We start from the raw sequence: 18,501 nt of genomic DNA, 5'->3' as shown, positions 1-18,501 counted from the left end.
ACCGGCCAGCGTTGCGCTTGACCACGGTCAACGCAACGCGCCGCGTGCGGTCCTAGCATGGGCTGTCAAATACCGTTCCCCCGCGCCCCCATGAATCCGCTTGCCATGACTACCCCTGCGCCCGACCGCCGCGCGCTGTCGGACTTTCGTGCACTCGCCGGCCGCATCGACGGCAACGGCCCGCGCTACACCTCCTACCCTACCGCAGACCGCTTCCACAACAGCCCGGATCTGTCGCTGTACCACGACGCACTGGCCGCGTGCCGCGCCGATGCGCCCGCGCCGCTGTCGCTGTACCTGCATATCCCGTTCTGCGAGAACATCTGCTACTACTGCGGCTGCAACAAGATCATCACGCGCGACCACGGCCGCAGCGCGCGCTACGTCACCTACCTGGGCCGCGAGATGGCGCTGCTCGCCGCGCGGCTCGGTACGCGCCGGCGCGTGCTCCAGTCGCACTGGGGCGGCGGCACGCCAACCTTCCTGGATCCCGACGAAATGCGCCGCGTGATGGCGCTGCTGCACCAGCATTTCGAACTGCCGCCCGATGGCGAGCATTCGATCGAGATCGATCCGCGCCGGGTCGATGACGCGCGCATGGCGCTGCTGGCCGAGCTGGGCTTCAACCGCGTCAGCCTGGGCGTGCAGGATTTCGATCCTGAGGTGCAGCAGGCCATCCACCGGATCCAGTCCTACGAAGAGACCCGTGCCGTGATCGACGCCGCGCGCCGGCTCGGCTTCCGCTCGGTCAGCCTCGACCTGATCTATGGCCTGCCGCACCAGACCGCCGCGCGCTTTGGCCGCACCATCGACCAGGTGCTGGCGCTGCGGCCCGACCGCCTATCGGTTTACAGCTACGCGCACCTGCCGCATGTGTTCAAGCCGCAGCGGCGCATCGACGAAAGCGCGCTGCCGCCGGCGGGCGAGAAACTCGACATCCTGGTTTCCACCATCGAACGCCTGACCGCCGAGGGCTACGTCTACATCGGCATGGACCACTTCGCGCTGCCCGACGACGACCTCGCCGTGGCGCAGCGCGAAGGCCGGCTGCAGCGCAACTTCCAGGGCTATTCCACGCACGCCGGCTACGACCAGCTCGGCCTCGGCATCTCCGCGATCGGCGCGGTGGCGGGGCGCTACGTGCAGAACGCGCGGACGCTGGACGAGTACTATGGCGCGCTCGACCAGGGCCGCCTGCCGCTGGTGCGCGGCGTGGCCATGACGGCCGACGATCACCTGCGGCGCGAACTGATCGGCGCGCTGATGTGCAACGGCGTGCTGGAAATCCCGGCGCTGGAGCGGCGCCACGGCATCGATTTCGGCGCCGACTTCGCGCCGGAACTGGCCGAACTTGCCACCCTGGCAGTCGACGGCCTGGTGCAGATCGAGCCCGCCCGCATCACGGTCACGCCGCTTGGCCGGCTGCTGGTCCGGCGCGTGGCGATGGTGTTCGACCGCTACCTGCGCGACGATGCCGCCCGCGCCGCGCTCGCCGGGCCCGAGGGCCACGATACCCCCCAGGCCGCCAACGACGGCGCGCAACCGATCCGCTTCGTGCCGCGGGCCCGCTACTCGCGCGTCGTGTAAGCGCCGCCAGGCATAAAAAAACGCCCGCGAATTTCGCGGGCGTTTTTGTTTGCAGCGCAGCTGTCTCTTACTTGGCGGCGTTGGCCATGTAGTCCGACGCGGCGATCACGTCGGCGTCCGGGCCGGCGTAACCACCCTTGGGCGGCATCACGCCCTTGCCCTTCAGTGCGTAGTTGTGGACTGCGTCCATGCCTTCCTTCAGGCGCGGTGCCCAGGCGGCCTTGTCGCCAAACTTGGGCGCACCGGCCACGCCGGCGGCGTGGCAGGCGGCGCAGACCTGGTCATAGACCTTCTTGCCGACGTCTGCCGACGCAGCGGCGGGCGCCGCAGCTGGCGCCGCGGCAGCGGCTGCCGGAGCCGCAGCAGCGGGTGCGGCCGGGGCAGGTGCAGCGGCAGCAGCCGGGGCGGCAGCGGCGTCCGGCGCCGCAGCGGTCGTCGGGGCAGCGGCAGCCGGTGCCGGCGGTTCGGGGAACTTGGCGCCACCGGCGTCTGCCATGTAGACCACGGCGCGGGCCAGTTCGTAATCGGTGTAGTCGTCAGGGGTGCTGCCGGCGCGCGGCGGCATTGCGCCCTTGCCGGCCATTACCGACTTCATCAGGCCGTTGAAGCCCTGGCCGATGCGCGCGGTCCAGTCGCCGGCAGTACCGTACTTGGGCGCACCCGCCGCGCCGGTGGCGTGGCAGGCCGCGCAGATTTCCTTGTAGACCTGCTCGCCGGTCTTGAACACGCGCGGTGCGTTGGGATCCTTGATTTCGAGCGACGCGACCGGCTTGATGCGGTCGTTGACGGCTTCTGCGGTTGTGACCGCGCCGGCACTTTCCGTAGAGCCGTGTCCGACAAAGTTGACCAGCAGGGCGATCACGATGATCGGCACCAGGAAAGCCGCGATCACCACAGCGATCAGCTGCTTGGGCGTTTTGATGGGAGACTCGTGTTCGTGGTGTTCGTTGTGGACGTCGCTCATACAGAACTCTCAGTTTTGCAGGAAACCTTCTGGCCGCTCACCCTCGGCTTGCTTTATCTGGCCCTTGTCTGACCACTACCTGGCCCGCAAGGGGCCCGACAGAAGTCCGCCCATGCTGCCTGCGGCCATTGCCTGACTTGGGTCTGTCGCTATTTGCGCAATTCGGACTGTCTCCCGGACCGGGCCCCGGATTGTCGCCGAAACCAAGTGGCAAAGCCTTGATCCTGGTCGACTGCGCGAGGGGCACGATTTGACGCAAATAGCTGGCGATTATAGCCCCATTCCACCCTTCGCCAGTGCCAAAAGCGGCGGTTGCGAGACGTCTGGCGGACCCTCCGGAGAGCCCGCATGGACGGCGCGGTGCAAACGCGGTATGCTATGCGACTTTCCTGCGGCGGCATTCGCGCGCCGCAACCGCTGTACCTGCAATACCGGTTGAAAAACCGCTTCTGTGCGCCCGTAGCTCAATGGATAGAGTACTGCCCTCCGAAGGCAGGGGTTGCTGGTTCGATCCCAGCCGGGCGCGCCAATCCCATCCGGATTCCTCCGCTTTCCCGCTTTCTTCCCCCCGCCGCGAACAGCCGCTTTCGCGCGACGCTCATGCCGTCGGCGCAGGGGTGGGCATGCTTTCGCCTGCCGGTTCCGGCATACGGTCGTCGCTGACCACCCGGTTGCGGCCGGCGTTCTTGGCGGCGTAGAGGCGGCGGTCCGCCACCATCAGCATGGTGTCGAGGTTGTCGGTGCCGTCGGCGCCCAGATCCGACACGCCGATGGAGACCGTGAACCGGATATCACCCTTGCCGGTCGCATCGGCGGCCGGACCGCATGCCGTCTGCCCCAGGATCTTGCGCAGCCGCTCCGCGGCCTGGGTCGCTTCCTCGATGCTGGTGCGCGGCAGCAGCACGGCGAACTCCTCGCCGCCGATGCGCGCCGGCACGTCGATGGCGCGCACGGTCGCGCGCACTACGTCGGCCAGCGTCTTCAGCACGCGGTCGCCGCTGGCGTGGCCCCACTGGTCGTTGATGCGCTTGAAGCGGTCGATATCGATCATCAGCATCGACATCGGCGTGTTTTCGCGCTGGCTGTGGTTGTGCTCGATGGCGAAACGCGCCTCGAACACGCGGCGGTTGGCCAGCCCGGTCAGCGCGTCGGTCTCGGCCAGTTCGCGCAGCGCTTCGCCGCGGGCCAGGTAGTGCGAGAACAGCTTGCGGAAGCCCTGCAGCGTGACCCACAGCAGCACCGCCAGTGACAGCGCGCTGGCCGCCAGCACCGCGCTCAGGTGCGAAGCGGTACGCAGCAGCAGGTCCGTCGCGGAGAAGTAGTCCACCAGCATCAGGTTGGTGCTGCCGATGCGCTGGAACATCAGGCGGCTGCCGTCGCCAAGGTGCAGCGTGCCGGAGCCGCGACTGAACATCTGCTGGGGCGTGGCTTCGCGCCAGGCGGGCGGCACGACCGCATCTATTTTCTCGCCGCCCTTGACGTCGCGCGTGCTGGCGCCGATCAGGTGGCCGTCGATATCGATCAGGAAGCTGCGCACCCCCTTGCGCGTGGTGCTGGTCAGGTAGGCGTCCAGGCTGCGCTGCGAAATGCCCGAAATCGCCACGCCGCGGAACTGGGCGTGCAGGTACACCGGCAGGCTGACTGTCAGGTACATGTCGCCGCTGCCATCGGCAGCCGGCACCATCTGCCAGCGCAGGGTGCGATCGGGGTTGTTATGCGGCTGGTGCTCGCGCATGAAGCCGGCATCGTCGACGCGACGCAATACGGCGGCCGTGCGCGCAGGCGGCACCGGCGGATAGGTGACAAAGAACCCGTTGGTGGACACGTACATGAGCTTGCGCGTGACCAGCGGGTTGACCGGCTCGGCGCTCAGCAGGTGGCTGAGGCCGCGTGCCACATACAGGCCGGGCAGCAGGTCTTCATCGCGGCGGTAAAAGCCGTCCATGCCTTCCAGCATCCGGGGGCCGGCGCCGAGCAACACCGCATCGCCTTCTGGCGCGGGCAGTTGCCACAGGTCATCGTTGCGGTGCGCGTAGGCGGCTTGCAGCGGCGGATCGGCTTCGACCGCGTGCGGGCCCATCTGCAGGCGGATCAGGTGCTGGGCGAAATTGCGCACGCTGCGCAGCCGTTCGGTCTCGACGTTCAGCACCCAGCTGATGCCGGCCACCTGCAGCTGTTGTGTTTGCTGCAGGGTCTGCACTTCGTGGTCGCGCAGCACCACCAGGCCGTGCGCGGAAATGACCAGCAGCAGCACGGAAGCGGCAGCAAAGGACAGCACCACGAAGCGTTGCGGCGTACGCACTGCCTGCTCCCATAGCCGGTCGAGCAGTGCGGAAAGGCGGGGGCGCATGAGTGACTCCAGGGGGTTCCTGAATCCGTGCACGCAGCCTACTGCATTCGCGATCGGGTTCGTGTGGTGCGGAGTTCAGTGAAATCCGAACTCATGATGCGCTATCCGGAATAAAAGACAAAGGGTGTCTACACGTCATTGCCAAAGCGGGAATGATGGGGCTCGCAGGTAGCGATATCGTTACTGTGGGAACAGATATCGGCGCGCACTTAATTCCCCACACGAAAAGTTTCATGACGGCCACACAATCTTGCGCCACAGCCGTCCTGATAGATTCACCCGACCACCCCTATCCGGGCGCGATGCCATGGTTATCTCGACAAGACTCCTGCGCCGGCTACGCGGCACCTTGGCCGGCATCGCACTGGCGGCGACCGCGCACTCCGGCGAGGCCGCGCCGCTGAGCCTGCCAGGATCGCTACCCAACATGGTCGGCCTCGGGGTCGGCTCCACCACCGAGTTCGCTGGCGGCAAGGACCGCATGCTCGGAGTTGTGCCCGGCGTCCGCTACGTGACCCCGGGTGGACGGCTGCTGGAGTGGTACGGACCGTATGCGCAGTTCAACTTCGGCGGGCTGACGGGCTTCCAGTGGGGACCGGCGGTTGGGTTGCGACTGGGCCGCAATAACGTCGACGATCCGGTGGTGGCGCAAGTGCATGAGATCGACACCACGGTGGAGGCGGGCGGGTATGTCGGCTATGAATATCTAAACCCGGGCAGCGTCCCGTGGCGGCTGCGCGGCGGCATCAACGTGATGACCAATGCCGGCATCGTCTACGGCGGCAGCCGTGTCACCGCCACCGGCACCTTCTGGATGCCGCTGCACCGGCGGATCTACGTGGGGGCTGGCCTCGGCGCGACCTGGGTCAGCGGCAGCTTCAACCGTACCTACTTCGGCGTGACGCCGGCAGACTCGGCTGCCAGTGGCCTGCCCGTCTACAGCCCCGGCGGCGGGCTGGAGCAATTCACGGGCTGGCTGGCGATGATCTACCAGTTCGACAAGCACTGGTATGGCGGTGCGATGGTCTATGCACAGCGGCTGGCCGGCGATGCCGCCGACAGTCCCATCGTCACGCAGCGCGGCACGCGCAACCAGATCACCTATGGCATCGGCCTGGCTTATTCGTGGCGCTAGCACGGGGCGGCGCGGGGCCGGCTTGCTATGATGCGGCCATGGTCGACGAGCTAGTCATTCCCCACCACGAATACCTGATCACCGCGATCCGCGCGCAAGGCGCTGGCGGCCAGAATATCAACAAGGTATCCAACGCCGTGCACCTGCGTTACGACGTGCGGGACTCTTCGCTGCCGCCCGACCATAAGGAACGTCTTCTGGCCTTGCACGATCACCGCATCACGCGCGACGGCGTGGTGGTGATCAAGGCGCAGCAATTCCGCAGCCTCGAACAGAACCGCGACGAAGCGGTGCGGCGCCTGCATGAGCTGGTCCGCAGCGTGGCCACGCCGCCGCGTGTGCGGCGCGCCACGCGTCCAACGCTGGCATCGCGACGGCGCAGGCTGGAAGGCAAGAACCAGCGCAGCCAGGTCAAGGCGCTGCGCGGCAAGGTCTTCGACTAGCCCCCGCGAACGGGGGCCGGTTCGCGTCAGCGCGCGGACTGCAGCGCGGCAATGCGTTGCTCGATCGGCGGATGGCTGGAGAACAGCGCCATCCACGACTTGCCGCCGGCAATGCCCATCGCCTGCATGTTCTGCGGCAGCCCGTCCGGATCGAGGCCACCCAGGCGGCGCAGCGCCGAGACCATCGGCGTGGGCGACCCCATCAGGCCCGCGGCGCCGGCATCGGCGCGGAATTCGCGCTGGCGCGAGAACCACGCCACGATGATGCTGGCCAGGATGCCGAACACGATCTCGCAGACGACCACCGTCACCATGTAGCCGATGCCGGGACCGCTCGACTCCTCGTCGTTCTTGCGCAGCATCGAATCGACGAAGTAGCCGACCACGCGCGCCATGAAGATGACGAAGGTATTGACCACGCCCTGGATCAGCGTGAGCGTAACCATGTCGCCGTTGGCCACGTGCGCAACCTCATGCGCCAGCACCGCCTCCACTTCGTCGTGCGACATCGATTGCAGCAGGCCGGTGGACACCGCCACCAGCGAGCTGTTCTTGGTCGCGCCGGTGGCGAAGGCGTTGGGTTCGCCCTCGTAGATCGCCACCTCGGGCATGGGCAGGCCGGCGCGTTGCGCCAGCTTTTCCACCGTCTGCATCAGCCACAGCTCGGTGCTGGTGCTCGGGTGGGTGATGACCTGCGCGCCGGTGGACCACTTGGCGATGGTCTTGGACATCAGCAGGGAGATAAACGAACCGCCAAAGCCCATCAGCGCGGCAAAGGCCAGCAACATGCCCAGGTTCAGGCCGTTGGCGGTCAGGAACCGGTTCACGCCGAGCACGCTGGCGGTGATGCTGAGGACGATCATGACGGCGATGTTGGTCGCCAGGAAAAGCAATACGCGTTTCATGTGTGTATGGAATGCAGTCGAGTGCAATCGGAGTGGAGCAACTACGGGAAAGATGCGGGCAAGCCGCAAGCAGCGCACCGTACCCGCGGCACGGCGCAGGAAACGGCGGACGCGGACAACCGCGGCCGCGCACGCTCAGGCGCGCGGCGGGCGGGGCAGCAGCGGCAGGTCCGGCTCGGGCAGCGGGGCGCCGGCGTAGCGCGGCGGTCCGACGCGGCCGGCCCACGGCGCGAGGCGCAGGGGAGTTGCGGGCAGCAGCTGCTCGGCCAGGTCGGCGCCGGGCTGCGGTTGCGGCTCGGCGGATTCGGGCGCAGGCGCTGAATCGGGTGCGGCGGCCAGGTCGGCTTGCATGGCATCGCCGGCCATCTCGTCCGCCGCGCTTGCGGCAGGCGCGGTGGCGGACGCCACCAGTCCGTCGCCGATCGTGTCCACGGCGTGCGCGAGCGCGCCTGCCCAGCCCGGCAGGGGCAGGAAGGCCAGCATCATGACCAGCAGGAGAAGCCGGAGCGAACGCACTTGGAGGACGAACTTATCGGTAGGTGTTGAGCGATTCTACAGGATGCGCCATGACGCCGGCGCCGGTTGCGGCACGCCGCTGCAAGGTTGCGCAGACTGCCCTACACTAGCTTAAACCCTGTAGTCATTACAGGGATTTGATGCACGCAAGACAGGACTCATACGATGCGTATCGGTGAACTTTCCCGTACCAGCGGCTGCGATGTCGAGACCATCCGCTATTACGAACGCGAGGGGCTGCTTGACGCCCCGCGGCGCGAGGCCAATGGCTATCGGCGCTACGACGACGGCCACCTGGTGCAGCTGAATTTCGTACGCCATTGCCGCTCGCTCGGCATGAGCCTGTCGGACGTGCGCCGGCTGCGCGAGTTCGAGCGCAACCCGTCGCAGGACTGTGACGACATCAACACGCTGCTGGACCGCCAGATCGCGCAGATCCATGCACAGCGGGTGGCGCTGGAGGCGCTGGAAGGGCAGCTGCGCGCACTACGGGAAACCTGCCACCATCACCACCACCAGCCCGCCAGCGAATGCGGCATCCTGCAGAACCTGCAGCAGGCCGCCGTCGGGGCAGCCTGTGAATGCCATGCCACGCACGATGCCGGACATGCTGCCAACGGGTGAGGTACGCGAACACGCCGCTGTGCTACGATGGCTGTCACCGTGACCGCACCACTGCGGTGCATGACTTCGGGCGGCGCCTTGCACAGTAAGCAATGACTTACGCTGCGGGCCTACGGCTGCTACGGCTGAAAGGCCGCCGCAACCCAAACTTATCCACATGACCGTGAACGATCGTCTGACGCCGATGACCGACGCGCCTGTCCGCCTGCAGCGGACCGGCCGCCCGCGCGCGTCCGCGTTCGCCATGTCTCCCCGCCGGATCAGCGCACCGCCTGCTTCCGCCCGGTTCCCAGCCTGACTCTCCCCCACCACGGGGCCCGGGCCGAACCGGGCCCGAGCCAGCCTCTCCATGGTTGCCGGCGACCGCCATGCCGTCGCCAGCACCATTGATGTTCGCGCTGCTGCGCAAAGCCAAGACCTGATCCCGCTGCCGCTTGTCTCCATTCATGGAGGCCGGGCCGCGCCAACCCATGACTGCCGGAGGATCCGCCATGAAGGCCACGAAGAAACAATCCGCCCAATCTGCACAAGCCGCGACCCCGTCGCTCTACCTGACCGAGCTCGACGTCACACGCCTGGAGCGCATCGCCAGCCGTGCCGGCTCGGCGCAGCTGGAGGACATGCTCGACAGCCTGCTCGCGCGCGCCACCATCGTCGCCCCGGAGGAGATCCCGACCGACGTCGTCACCATGAACTCGCGCCTGGTGTGCACGCTGCCCGGCGACCCGGCGCCGCGCAACTGGACCCTGGTCTACCCCGATGCGGCCGACTTCGATGCCGGCCGGCTGTCGGTGCTGTCGCCGGTGGGCCAGGCGGTGCTGGGCGCACGCGCCGGACAGACCGTCGGCTACCGCCTTCCGGACGGCCGCGAGCAGCAGGTGACGATCAGCGAGATCGCTTTCCAGCCGGAAGCCAGCGGCCAGTACACCCTCTGAGCGGCCGCCGAGCCCGTGCCAGCGCGTGCTGCGCGGGCCACACGCCTGCCGCGCCTCGTGCGCGCCAATGGCGATCCGTGGACACCATTCATCGGCAAGCGAGTCGTTTCACGACTCGCAACGCACCATTCGTCGCAGCGGCATTTCTGCTTGCGCGCACTGTGACTAATCTTCAGTCCGTGCTCGCATCGCAACATAGGATTGCCGGGCGGCCGGAGCTTCATCCCGGTCAAACAATAAGACAGACGAAATCAGTTGAAGGAGTCCCGAAATGATCGCCAGACGTATCCTTGGCGGCGCGCTTGTGTTCGCGGCAGTTGCCGCGTCCGCTGCGGCGTTGGCTGCCCCCGCCACCAGCAAGGTCGGCAAGTTTGATGTGTATGCCGATGCGCTGCGCGCCGGCAAGTACGACGTGTACACGGACGGTGCCAAGCAAGGCAAGTTCGATACATACACCGATGGCGCCCGCACCGGCCGCTTCGATGTGTACTCGGAAGGCTCGCGCCAGGGTGGCAGGTTCGACACCTTTAGTGAAGGTACGCATACCTTCAGCGGCGAGATTTCCAAGCAAGGCAAGTTCGATACCTTCAGCGAAGGCACGCACACCTTCAGCGGCGATATCGCTGACCGCGCGCTGGACAACTCGCGCACCGGTGACGGCTCGCTGTACGGCTATCGCGTCTGAACGGCGCTGCCGAACGCCTGTTCTTTCCGGTCTTCACCCGACCTGAAGCGGCCACTGCGGTGGCCGCATGTTTTCTCTCCCGCCTGCCCGGCTGACCTCCTCCTCCTTCTCTCTTCGCCTGGCAGGCGCTTTTCTCCCCTCTTTTTTCCCCATTCCTGTTTGCACGACACGGCTGCAATAGCCTGGGTTCGTCCTATGCCGATGGCCGCTGGCTGGCTGCGGCGCCGTGCCGGTCTGCCTGTGCATCCGGCAACCTGCGCGCAATCGCCGCGTACAGCAGCGGCACCACGAGCGTACCCAGTACCGTCGCGCCCAGCATGCCGCCCAGCACGCCGGTGCCGACCGCCTGCTGCGCGCCGGCGCCCGGACCGGTGCTGATGGCCAGCGGCACCACGCCCAGCACGAATGCCAGCGAGGTCATCACCACCGGCCGCAGGCGCTGGCGTGCCGCGCGCCCGGCAGCCTCCACCACGCTGGTCACGCCGGTTCCGCGCTCGCGCCGCAATTGCTCGGCGTATTCGACGATCAGGATCGCGTTCTTGGCGGCCAGCCCCATGATCACCACCACACCCACCTTGAAGTAGACGTCGTTGGGCATGCCGCGCAGCCAGATCGCCGCGGCGGCACCCATCAGGCCGGTCGGCACGATCGCGATCACCGCGAGCGGCAGCGTCCAGCTCTCGTACAGCGCCACCAGGCACAGGAAGATAAACAGCAGCGACAGCGCGAACAGCCACGGCGCCTGCGTGCCGGTCTGCTGCTGCTCGAAGGCGCGGCCGGTCCAGCGCACGTCATACTCCGGCCCCAGCCCGCGGACCAGTTCGGTCAGCCGTGCCATCGCCGCGCCGGTGGTGTGGCCCGGCGCCACCTCGGCATTGATGCGCACCGAGCTGAAGCCGTCGAAGCGCTCCAGCGTGACTTCGCCATGCCCCCATTCCAGCGAGGCAAATGCCGCCAGCGACACCATCGCGCCCTGGGCATTGCGCACATGCACGCGCGCCAGCTGCTCCGGATGCATGCGGAACGGCGCATCCGCCTGCAGGATCACGCGGCGCACGCGGCCCTCGCGCGCGACCTCGTCGATATAGCGCGAGCCCAGCGTGGCCGACAGCGTATGGTGGGTCGCCTCGGCCTCGACACCGAAGCTCTCCGCCTTGCGGTAGTCGATCTTCAGGTCGAGCGCGGGCACCGGCTGGCCGGTGGTGGCGCGCACTTCGCCCAGCACCGGGTCGGCCCTGGCGCGCTCGATCAGCTTGTCGCGCGCGGCGAACAGCGCCTCGCGGCCGACCGCCTGGCGCGCCACCACGCGCATGTCGAGGCCGCCGATGCTGCCCAGTTCCGGCAGCGCCGAGCTGTTGTAGGCAAACAGTTGCGCCGCGCCCCGGCCCGGCCACTCTTCCAGCCCGGCCGAAAGGCGCGCCAGCACCGCGTGCGCATTGTCTTTGCGTCCGCGCGCCTTCCAGTCGGTCAGGCTGATGAAGAGGCTGGCGCGCTGCTCCCCGCTGCCGCCGCTGGACCAGCCCAGCACCGCAAACGTGGAATGCACCGGGAAGCGCTCCTGCTGCATCCATTGCTCCAGCGATGCCACCAGTCGGCGCGTATCGGCCTGCGTGCTGCCGGCCGGCAGTTCGACGTCGACCACGATCTCGCCGGTATCTTCCTCGGGCAGGAAGCCGCTCGGCATTTTCCACAAGGCATAGCCGCACGCCAGCGTCAGATACACCGCCAGCCAGCGCATGCGGCAGCGCTGCAGCGCGCCGACCCAGCCGGCGTAGCGTCGGTGAAGGCGGCAAAGCGGGCATCGAACAAAACGCCATCGGCACGAACACCGCGCACAGCACCAGCGTCACTGCCACCAGCGCGCCGGAGACTTCGCGCATCGAACGCGCGGCGGCCTGCATGGCGTTGACACCGTCGGTGCGCATGATGCGCTCGACGTTCTCGACCACGACGATGGCGTCGTCGACCAGGATGCCGATTGCCAGCACCACGCCGAACAGCGTGATCACGTTCAGCGACAGGCCCAGCGCATACAGGCAAGCCACCGTGCCCAGCAGCGACACCGGCACCACGATGGTCAGGTCAAGTCAGGGCTGGCACGGGCGCACGGCAGCAACAGATCGGCCGTGGCTCCGGTGCGGTTGGAACGGAACGGCTTTCGGGTGGAGACGCCGCCATCGACAACAGGGGCGGCAAGGGGCAGCGGCACTGGACATGCTGGTCGTGCCGGAAGGTGTTGTGCCGGTTCAGTCAGGGGACGCGTGGCCCGTTGACTGGATCCGGCGCGGGCCGCGGCGCACAGGGGCCCGGAGGAGAGGGCCCGGCGCAGCGGCGCAGGGGGTCAATGAAGCTTCAGAGACCGGCGCCGGCGACTGGCCGTCGTGATGCGGCGTTGGCGGCGATTATAGACACGGAAGCGGGCGCGGGACAACGTAAGCGTCACATTGCAGCACCCCTCAGGCGTTGGGGGTGCGCAGGGGAGCTAAGGCTTCAGGGCTGGCGCGCGGCGAAGGTGTCGCACTTGCGGATGTCGCCCGACTCGATGCCGCGGCGCAGCCAGCGCACGCGTTGCTCGCTGGAACCGTGGGTAAAGGCGTCGGGCACGACATAGCCTTGCGACTGGCGTTGCAGCCGGTCGTCTCCGATCGCGGCGGCGGCCTTCAGGCCTTCTTCGATATCGCCTGGTTCCAGCAGTTGCTGGTTGGCACGCTGCGCGGTGGCGGCCCAGACGCCGGCCAGGCAATCGGCCTGCAGTTCCATGCGCACCGACAGCTGGTTGGCCTGCGCTTCGCCCATGCGGCGGCGCGCGGTGTCAACCTTCTCGGCCACGCCCAGCAGGTTCTGCACGTGGTGCCCGATCTCGTGCGCGATCACATACGCCTGGGCAAAGTCGCCGCTGGCGCCGAAGCGCTTGCGCAGTTCGTCATAGAACGCCAGGTCGATATAAACCTTCTGGTCGCCCGGGCAGTAGAAGGGGCCCATCGCAGACTGGCCGGTGCCGCACGCGGTCGGTGTGGCGCCGGAGAACAGCACCAGCGTCGGCGGCGCATAGCGGCGGTTCAGCTCGGTTTCGAAGATGTGCTGCCAGGTGCGCTCGGTATTGCCCAGCACCTTGCGCGTGAAGACCGTCATCTGGTCCGTGGCGGGCGGGCGGTTGGCCTGCTGTTGCTGTTGTTGCTGGCCCGAGCCTTGCAGCACGGATGCGCCCTGCATGATCAGCGTCGGGTCGATGCCAAAGAAGTATGACGCGGCCAATGCGATGATGACCGTGCCGATGCCGATCGACTTGCCGCCCAGCCCGCCGAATCCGCCACGGCGGTCTTCTACGTGCTGGCTTTCGGCTTCGTCATCGAGGCGCATGCTGCGGGCTCCTGGGGCAATGTGATGGGGGGGCGGGGACTGACCGGGGTGGAAATCAGTATAGCAACCGGCTCGGCCTGCTTGCGTGCGCCCAAAACCGCTCCCCTTTCTGCACCCCCAAAAAAAACACCGCCCGATCACCCTGGAGCCGGGCAACGCGGGCGGTGTGCGGCAAACATAAGAAACCGGGCTTGCGCCCGGTCCGGTCACTGCCTGAGCGTCCCGGGACGGAACGCTGGTGCGGGGGTTAGGCCAATGCGGCTTCCCGCGTGGACGAGGCCGTGGCCACCGCGCTGGCGCCGACTTCCGCCACGCGCAGCAGGTTGGTGGTTCCACCCTGGCCGAACGGCATGCCGGCAGCGATGGTGATCTGGTCGCCCGGCGCGGCGTAGCCTTCCACCAGCGCCGCGCGCGTCGCGGCTTCGACCATCTCGTCGACGCTCTGCACGTCGGGGCTCACGGTGGAGTGGATGCCCCAGGCGATCGCCAGCCGGCGCGCGATGTCCAGGTTGGGCGTGATGCTGACGATCGGCGCGCACGGCCGTTCGCGCGCGGCGCGCAGGGCGGTGGCGCCCGACGACGTATAGGTCACCGTCGCTGCCGCCCCGATGATCTGCGTGACTTCGCGCAGCGCGGCGCAAATCGCATCCTGGCGCGTGTTCAGCGGGGTCTCGTGCTGCGCATCGAGCAGGTTGCGGTACAGCGGGTCGCGCTCCACCTCGGTGACGATGCGGTTCATCATCGACACCGCCTGCACCGGGTAGCGGCCGTTGGCCGACTCCGCCGACAGCATCACCGCATCGGCGCCTTCATAGATCGCGCTGGCCACGTCCGACGCTTCGGCACGCGTCGGCACCGGCGAGTCGATCATCGATTCCAGCATCTGCGTGGCGATCACCACCGGCTTGCCCAGTTGGCGGCACACGCGCAGGATGCGCTTCTGCACGCCGGGAACGCGCTCGGGCGGCAGTTCCACGCCCAGGTCGCCGCGCGCCACCATCACCGAATCGGACACGCGCACGATCTCTTCCAGCTGCTGCAGCGCGGCCGGCTTCTCGATCTTCGACAGGATGCCGGCACGGGTGCCGACGATCTCGCGCGCTTCAACGATATCGGACGGACGCTGCACGAACGACAGCCCGATCCAGTCAGCGCCCAGCGACAGCGCGAAGTCCAGGTCCTTGCGGTCCTTCGCCGTCAGCGCGGGGATGGGGATCACCGCGTCGGGCACGTTCACGCCCTTGCGGTCGGACAGCGTGCCGTTGTTGGCCACGCGCGTGGTGATGGTGCCGGTGGTCACCGACTCGATCGCCAGGCGCACCTTGCCGTCATCGATCAGCAGCGACTGGCCCGGCTGCGCGGCTTCGAACAGCTCGGGGTGCGGCAGGTAGACGCGGCTGCCGTCGCCTGGCGTGGGATCGCTGTCGAGCACGAACACGTCACCCGTGCGTACCGCGACCTTGCCCGCGGCGAAGGTGCCGATGCGCAGCTTGGGACCCTGCAGGTCAGCCAGCACGGCGATCGGGCGGCCGGTCTCGGCCTCGATCTGGCGCACCGCGTCGTAGCGCGCACGGTGATCGTCGTGCGTGCCGTGGCTGAAGTTCAGGCGGAACACGTCCGCGCCGGCCTCGAACAGCGCGCGGATCACCGCGATGTCGGTGCTGGCGGGGCCGAGCGTGGCCAAGATCTTCGCTTTGCGCTGGCGTCTCATGATGTCTCCTCTTCCATTCTCGGTAGCGGCGCGTTGGCGCCGCGAGTCAGTCGGTACTACGTTGGCGGCGATCGTCAGACGATCAGGATCGCGCGGAAGTCATTCACGTTGGTACGGGTCGGCCCGGTGACGATCAGGTCGTCCACGCCGGCAAAGAAGCCGTAGCCGTCGTTGTTTTCCAGACGCGCTCGGGCGTTCAGCCCGCGCGCGGCGGCGCGGGTCAGCGTGTCGGGCGACAGCAGCGCGCCGGCGTTGTCTTCGGAGCCGTCGATGCCATCGGTATCGCCGGCGATCGCATGCACGCCGGCCAGGCCGTCGAGCGCCACCGCCAGCGACAGCAGGAACTCGGCATTGCGCCCGCCGCGGCCCTTGCCGCGCACGGTCACGGTGGTTTCGCCGCCGGAAAGGATCACGCACGGCTTGCTGAAGGGCTGGCCGCGCTGCGCCACCTGGCGCGCGATGGCGGCGTGGACTTCGGCCACTTCGCGTGCTTCGCCTTCGATGCAATCGGACAGGATATGGGCCTCGAAGCCCAGTTCGCGCGCGCGCGTCGCGGCGGCCTCCAGCGATTGCTGCGCGGTGGCCAGCGTCACATGGCGATGGCCTTCGAAGCGCGCGTCGCCCGGCTTGGGCGTTTCGCCGGCACCGCTCTCCAGGTGCGCGCGCACGTTGGCGGGCACGTCGATGCCGTACTTGGCGATCACGGCCAGCGCATCGGCGCAGGTGGTCGCATCGGGCAGCGTCGGGCCGCTGGCGATGAGCGTCGGGTCATCGCCGGGGATATCGGAAATCAGCAGCGTTTCCACGCGCGCCGGCGCGCAGTGCAGCGCCAGGCGTCCGCCCTTGAGCGCGGACAGGTGCTTGCGCACGCAATTCATCTCGCCGATGCTCGCGCCGCTCTTGAGCAGCGCCTTGTTCACGGACTGCTTGTCGGCCAGCGTCAGGCCCGGCGCGGGCGCCGCCAGCAGCGCGGAACCGCCGCCGGAAATCAGGCACAGCACCAGATCATCGGCGCTCAGGTCCTGCACCAGTTCCACCATGCGCTGCGCGGCGCGCGCGCCGGCTTCATCGGGAACGGGGTGGGCGGCTTCGACCACTTCAATCCGCTGGCAATCGGCACCATGGCCATAGCGCGTCACCACCAGGCCCGACAGCTCGCCTTGCCAGTTCGCTTCCACTGCTTGCGCCATCGCGGCGGCGGCCTTGCCGGCGCCGATCACCACGGTGCGGCCCTTGGGCGGCGCGGGCAGGTGCGGCGGCAGGCAGTGGCTGGCGCTGACGGAAGCGACCGCGGTATCGAACAGGTCGCGCAGCAGCGCGCGGGGATTGATCTGTCCGGGAAGGTCTGCCGTGCGCTGGGGCGACAGCAGGGCGGCTTGGGGTTCGGTGGCGAGCATGAAGAATCCTGGTGCTGACGGGAAAAGCTAGTCGTCCCCGCGGGGCGGGGACGACTGGGGCACTGCTTACTTGGCGATCTGGTGGTTAGACATGATCTCGATCGCGCGGCACAGGGCCGAGTGGTCTTGCTTGCCCAGGCCGTTGGCGGAGCAGGTGTTGAACAGCTCCTGCGCGGTGGCGGTATTGGGCAGCGCCACGCCCAGCGCCTTGGCACCCTGCAGCGCCAGGTTCAGGTCCTTCTGGTGCAGCTCGATGCGGAAGCCCGGGTCGAAGGTGCGCTTGACCATGCGGTCGCCGTGCACCTCCAGGATGCGCGAAGCGGCGAAGCCGCCCATCAGTGCCTCGCGCACCTTGGCCGGATCGGCGCCGGCCTTGGAGGCGAACAGCAGCGCTTCGGACACAGCCTGGATATTCAGCGCGACGATGATCTGGTTAGCAACCTTGGTGGTCTGGCCGTCGCCGTTGCCGCCCACCAGCGTGACGTTCTTGCCCATCAGATCGAACAACGGCTTGACCTGGTCGAACGCCTCTTGCGGGCCGCCGACCATGATCGTCAGCGACGCGGCCTTGGCACCCACTTCGCCGCCCGACACCGGCGCGTCCAGGTACGAAGCACCCAGCTTGTTGATGCGCGCGGCGAAGTCCTTGGTGGCGATCGGCGAGATCGAGCTCATGTCCACCACGATCTTGCTGTAGCTGGCTTCCTTGCCCGCGGCCTTCAGCGCGGCGGCAACGCCCTTGTCGGCAAACAGCACGGCCTCAACGTGCGGCGTGTCCGGCACCATGATGACGATGATGTCGGCGCGCTTGGCGACTTCCTCGGCGCTGGTGCAGACGGTCACGCCTGCATCGACCAGCGCTTGCGGGGCCGGGTTGACGTCATGCACGAACAGCGTGTGGCCGGCGGCGCGCAGGTGGCCCGCCATCGGTGCGCCCATGATGCCCAGGCCGATAAAGCCGACGTTGCGTTGGTTTGCCATATTGATGTCTCCTTGCTTGAGAGTAAGTCTGTCTTGGTTCGCGTAGGTGGTAACGGGTTACCGCGGGGCTTACTGCACGCCGTGCGCGGCGCGCCAGCCCAGGCCGGCTTCGGTGGTGGTCTTCGGCTTGTATTCGCAGCCGATCCAGCCGGTGTAGCCGATCTCGTCCAGGAACTTGAACAGGTACTGGTAGTTCAGCTCGCCCGTGCCCGGCTCGTTGCGGCCCGGGTTGTCGGCCAGCTGCACGTGCCTGATCTTCGGCAGGTTGGCCTTGATGGTGTTGGCGATCTCGCCCTCCATCCGCTGCATGTGATAGATGTCGTACTGCACGTACAGGTTGGGCGCGTTGACCTGGTTGATCAGGTCGACCGCCTGCTGCGTGCGCGACAGGAAGAAGCCGGGGATGTCGAAGGTGTTGATCGGCTCGACCAGCAGGTCGATGTGCTCGGCGGCCAGCGCGCCGGCGGCGAAGCGCAGGTTTTCCACCAGCGTTTCCTGCGCCTGTTCGCGCTTGACGTTCTGCGGCAGGATGCCGACCAGGCAGTTCAGCTGGCGCACGCCCAGCACCTTGGCGTACTTGATGGCCTCGCCCACGCCGTCCTGGAACTCGCCGACGCGGTCCGGGTGGCAGGCAATGCCGCGCTCGCCCGCGTCCCACTTGCCGGCGGGCAGGTTGTGCAGCACCAGGTCCAGCTGGAAGCGGTTCAGGCGGTCAGCGATCTGGTCCGCGTGGAACGCATACGGGAAGAGGAACTCCACGCCGCGGAAGCCCGCGCGCGCGGCGGCTTCGAAGCGGTCGAGAAAGCCCACTTCGTTGAACAGCATGGTGAGGTTGGCCGCAAGTTTGGTCATTTGTCATCTCCTGTGACTTGGTTTTTGTGCGCCATCCCCGCTGGCGCGGGGATGGC

16 protein-coding genes, 1 tRNA gene and 1 pseudogene are annotated in these 18,501 nt (G+C 67.6%); 7 read left to right on the top strand and 11 right to left on the bottom strand.

From position 1 onward, the window contains the following. Positions 1 to 105: 105 nt before the first annotated feature. Positions 106 to 1,587, top strand: coding sequence for an oxygen-independent coproporphyrinogen III oxidase (gene hemN, locus LPA45_RS17120; protein ID WP_376790619.1), 1,482 nt, complete (start codon positions 106 to 108; stop codon positions 1,585 to 1,587). Positions 1,588 to 1,654: 67 nt separating this feature from the next. Here hemN and LPA45_RS17115 read toward each other — a convergent pair whose 3' ends face one another. Continuing rightward, on the bottom strand, positions 1,655 to 2,551 hold the full coding sequence (locus tag LPA45_RS17115; protein WP_116319992.1) for a cytochrome c5 family protein: 897 nt from the start codon (positions 2,549 to 2,551) through the stop codon (positions 1,655 to 1,657). A gap of 453 nt (positions 2,552 to 3,004) precedes the next feature. Here LPA45_RS17115 and LPA45_RS17110 point away from each other — a divergent pair. After that, positions 3,005 to 3,080, top strand: a tRNA-Arg gene (locus LPA45_RS17110). A 69-nt stretch (positions 3,081 to 3,149) separates the two neighbouring features. Here the strand turns inward: LPA45_RS17110 and LPA45_RS17105 are convergent. Continuing rightward, a complete protein-coding gene (locus tag LPA45_RS17105) occupies positions 3,150 to 4,901 on the bottom strand; it encodes a diguanylate cyclase (RefSeq protein ID WP_367394660.1) in 1,752 nt (583 codons plus the stop codon). A gap of 307 nt (positions 4,902 to 5,208) precedes the next feature. On the opposite strand from LPA45_RS17105, the gene LPA45_RS17100 reads away from it, so the two are divergent. Then, positions 5,209 to 6,036 (top strand): MipA/OmpV family protein, encoded by an 828-nt coding sequence (locus LPA45_RS17100; protein WP_317922503.1) that lies wholly within the window; start codon positions 5,209 to 5,211, stop codon positions 6,034 to 6,036. Positions 6,037 to 6,074: 38 nt separating this feature from the next. Continuing rightward, the gene (arfB, locus tag LPA45_RS17095) at positions 6,075 to 6,479 is read left to right on the top strand and encodes an alternative ribosome rescue aminoacyl-tRNA hydrolase ArfB (protein WP_116319990.1); all 405 of its coding nucleotides are present in this window, start codon (positions 6,075 to 6,077) and stop codon (positions 6,477 to 6,479) included. 26 nt (positions 6,480 to 6,505) lie between these two features. Here the strand turns inward: arfB and htpX are convergent, their stop codons facing one another. Next, positions 6,506 to 7,384: a protease HtpX gene (gene htpX, locus LPA45_RS17090; RefSeq protein ID WP_116319989.1), complete on the bottom strand. Its 879-nt coding sequence runs from the start codon at positions 7,382 to 7,384 to the stop codon at positions 6,506 to 6,508. A 135-nt stretch (positions 7,385 to 7,519) separates the two neighbouring features. Next, a complete protein-coding gene (locus tag LPA45_RS17085) occupies positions 7,520 to 7,870 on the bottom strand; it encodes a hypothetical protein (protein WP_116319988.1) in 351 nt (116 codons plus the stop codon). Between the two features lie 195 nt (positions 7,871 to 8,065). On the opposite strand from LPA45_RS17085, the gene LPA45_RS17080 reads away from it, so the two are divergent. The 3 genes from LPA45_RS17080 (at position 8,066) to LPA45_RS17070 (ending at position 10,144) form a co-directional block, all read left to right on the top strand. Further along, positions 8,066 to 8,524 carry a Cd(II)/Pb(II)-responsive transcriptional regulator gene (locus tag LPA45_RS17080; protein WP_116319987.1) on the top strand — a complete coding sequence of 153 codons (459 nt, stop codon included), beginning with the start codon at positions 8,066 to 8,068 and terminating at the stop codon, positions 8,522 to 8,524. Positions 8,525 to 9,015: 491 nt separating this feature from the next. After that, positions 9,016 to 9,459 carry a nucleoside diphosphate kinase regulator gene (gene rnk, locus LPA45_RS17075; RefSeq protein WP_116319986.1) on the top strand — a complete coding sequence of 148 codons (444 nt, stop codon included), beginning with the start codon at positions 9,016 to 9,018 and terminating at the stop codon, positions 9,457 to 9,459. Positions 9,460 to 9,730: 271 nt separating this feature from the next. Then, a complete protein-coding gene (locus LPA45_RS17070) occupies positions 9,731 to 10,144 on the top strand; it encodes a hypothetical protein (RefSeq protein ID WP_116319985.1) in 414 nt (137 codons plus the stop codon). Positions 10,145 to 10,337: 193 nt separating this feature from the next. Here the strand turns inward: LPA45_RS17070 and LPA45_RS17065 are convergent, their stop codons facing one another. The 7 genes and pseudogenes from LPA45_RS17065 to hyi all read right to left on the bottom strand — a co-directional run bounded on the left by LPA45_RS17065 (position 10,338) and on the right by hyi (position 18,445). Then, positions 10,338 to 11,882, bottom strand: a complete 1,545-nt coding sequence (locus LPA45_RS17065) for an efflux RND transporter permease subunit (RefSeq protein WP_367394659.1) — start codon at positions 11,880 to 11,882, stop codon at positions 10,338 to 10,340. 64 nt (positions 11,883 to 11,946) lie between these two features. Then, positions 11,947 to 12,219: pseudogene (locus LPA45_RS34225) on the bottom strand (efflux RND transporter permease subunit); the annotation flags it as partial. 415 nt (positions 12,220 to 12,634) lie between these two features. After that, positions 12,635 to 13,504: a neutral zinc metallopeptidase gene (locus tag LPA45_RS17055; RefSeq protein WP_116319984.1), complete on the bottom strand. Its 870-nt coding sequence runs from the start codon at positions 13,502 to 13,504 to the stop codon at positions 12,635 to 12,637. A 247-nt stretch (positions 13,505 to 13,751) separates the two neighbouring features. After that, positions 13,752 to 15,215, bottom strand: coding sequence for a pyruvate kinase (gene pyk / locus LPA45_RS17050; RefSeq protein ID WP_116319983.1), 1,464 nt, complete (start codon positions 15,213 to 15,215; stop codon positions 13,752 to 13,754). A gap of 74 nt (positions 15,216 to 15,289) precedes the next feature. After that, the gene (locus LPA45_RS17045; protein ID WP_367394658.1) at positions 15,290 to 16,612 is read right to left on the bottom strand and encodes a glycerate kinase; all 1,323 of its coding nucleotides are present in this window, start codon (positions 16,610 to 16,612) and stop codon (positions 15,290 to 15,292) included. 66 nt (positions 16,613 to 16,678) lie between these two features. Next, positions 16,679 to 17,593, bottom strand: coding sequence for a 2-hydroxy-3-oxopropionate reductase (locus LPA45_RS17040; protein WP_116319981.1), 915 nt, complete (start codon positions 17,591 to 17,593; stop codon positions 16,679 to 16,681). 69 nt (positions 17,594 to 17,662) lie between these two features. Beyond that, a complete protein-coding gene (gene hyi, locus LPA45_RS17035; RefSeq protein ID WP_116319980.1) occupies positions 17,663 to 18,445 on the bottom strand; it encodes a hydroxypyruvate isomerase in 783 nt (260 codons plus the stop codon). Between the last annotated feature and the right edge of the window lie 56 nt (positions 18,446 to 18,501).

This window comes from Cupriavidus sp. Agwp_2 (genome assembly GCF_040784895.1).
Lineage (GTDB): Bacteria > Pseudomonadota > Gammaproteobacteria > Burkholderiales > Burkholderiaceae > Cupriavidus.
The sequence above is the reverse complement of the archived record's forward strand: the minus strand, read 5'-3'. Positions and strand labels throughout refer to the sequence as shown.

Excerpts from the sequence above, each read along its gene's own strand:
- hemN (WP_376790619.1), top strand. The coding sequence starts at position 106 with ATGACTACCCCTGCGCCCGACCGCCGCGCGCTGTCGGACTTTCGTGCA.
- LPA45_RS17115 (WP_116319992.1), bottom strand. The coding sequence starts at position 2,551 with ATGAGCGACGTCCACAACGAACACCACGAACACGAGTCTCCCATCAAA.
- LPA45_RS17105 (WP_367394660.1), bottom strand. The coding sequence starts at position 4,901 with ATGCGCCCCCGCCTTTCCGCACTGCTCGACCGGCTATGGGAGCAGGCA.
- LPA45_RS17100 (WP_317922503.1), top strand. The coding sequence starts at position 5,209 with ATGGTTATCTCGACAAGACTCCTGCGCCGGCTACGCGGCACCTTGGCC.
- arfB (WP_116319990.1), top strand. The coding sequence starts at position 6,075 with ATGGTCGACGAGCTAGTCATTCCCCACCACGAATACCTGATCACCGCG.
- htpX (WP_116319989.1), bottom strand. The coding sequence starts at position 7,384 with ATGAAACGCGTATTGCTTTTCCTGGCGACCAACATCGCCGTCATGATC.
- LPA45_RS17085 (WP_116319988.1), bottom strand. The coding sequence starts at position 7,870 with ATGATGCTGGCCTTCCTGCCCCTGCCGGGCTGGGCAGGCGCGCTCGCG.
- LPA45_RS17080 (WP_116319987.1), top strand. The coding sequence starts at position 8,066 with ATGCGTATCGGTGAACTTTCCCGTACCAGCGGCTGCGATGTCGAGACC.
- rnk (WP_116319986.1), top strand. The coding sequence starts at position 9,016 with ATGAAGGCCACGAAGAAACAATCCGCCCAATCTGCACAAGCCGCGACC.
- LPA45_RS17070 (WP_116319985.1), top strand. The coding sequence starts at position 9,731 with ATGATCGCCAGACGTATCCTTGGCGGCGCGCTTGTGTTCGCGGCAGTT.
- LPA45_RS17065 (WP_367394659.1), bottom strand. The coding sequence starts at position 11,882 with ATGCGCTGGCTGGCGGTGTATCTGACGCTGGCGTGCGGCTATGCCTTG.
- LPA45_RS17055 (WP_116319984.1), bottom strand. The coding sequence starts at position 13,504 with ATGCGCCTCGATGACGAAGCCGAAAGCCAGCACGTAGAAGACCGCCGT.
- pyk (WP_116319983.1), bottom strand. The coding sequence starts at position 15,215 with ATGAGACGCCAGCGCAAAGCGAAGATCTTGGCCACGCTCGGCCCCGCC.
- LPA45_RS17045 (WP_367394658.1), bottom strand. The coding sequence starts at position 16,612 with ATGCTCGCCACCGAACCCCAAGCCGCCCTGCTGTCGCCCCAGCGCACG.
- LPA45_RS17040 (WP_116319981.1), bottom strand. The coding sequence starts at position 17,593 with ATGGCAAACCAACGCAACGTCGGCTTTATCGGCCTGGGCATCATGGGC.
- hyi (WP_116319980.1), bottom strand. The coding sequence starts at position 18,445 with ATGACCAAACTTGCGGCCAACCTCACCATGCTGTTCAACGAAGTGGGC.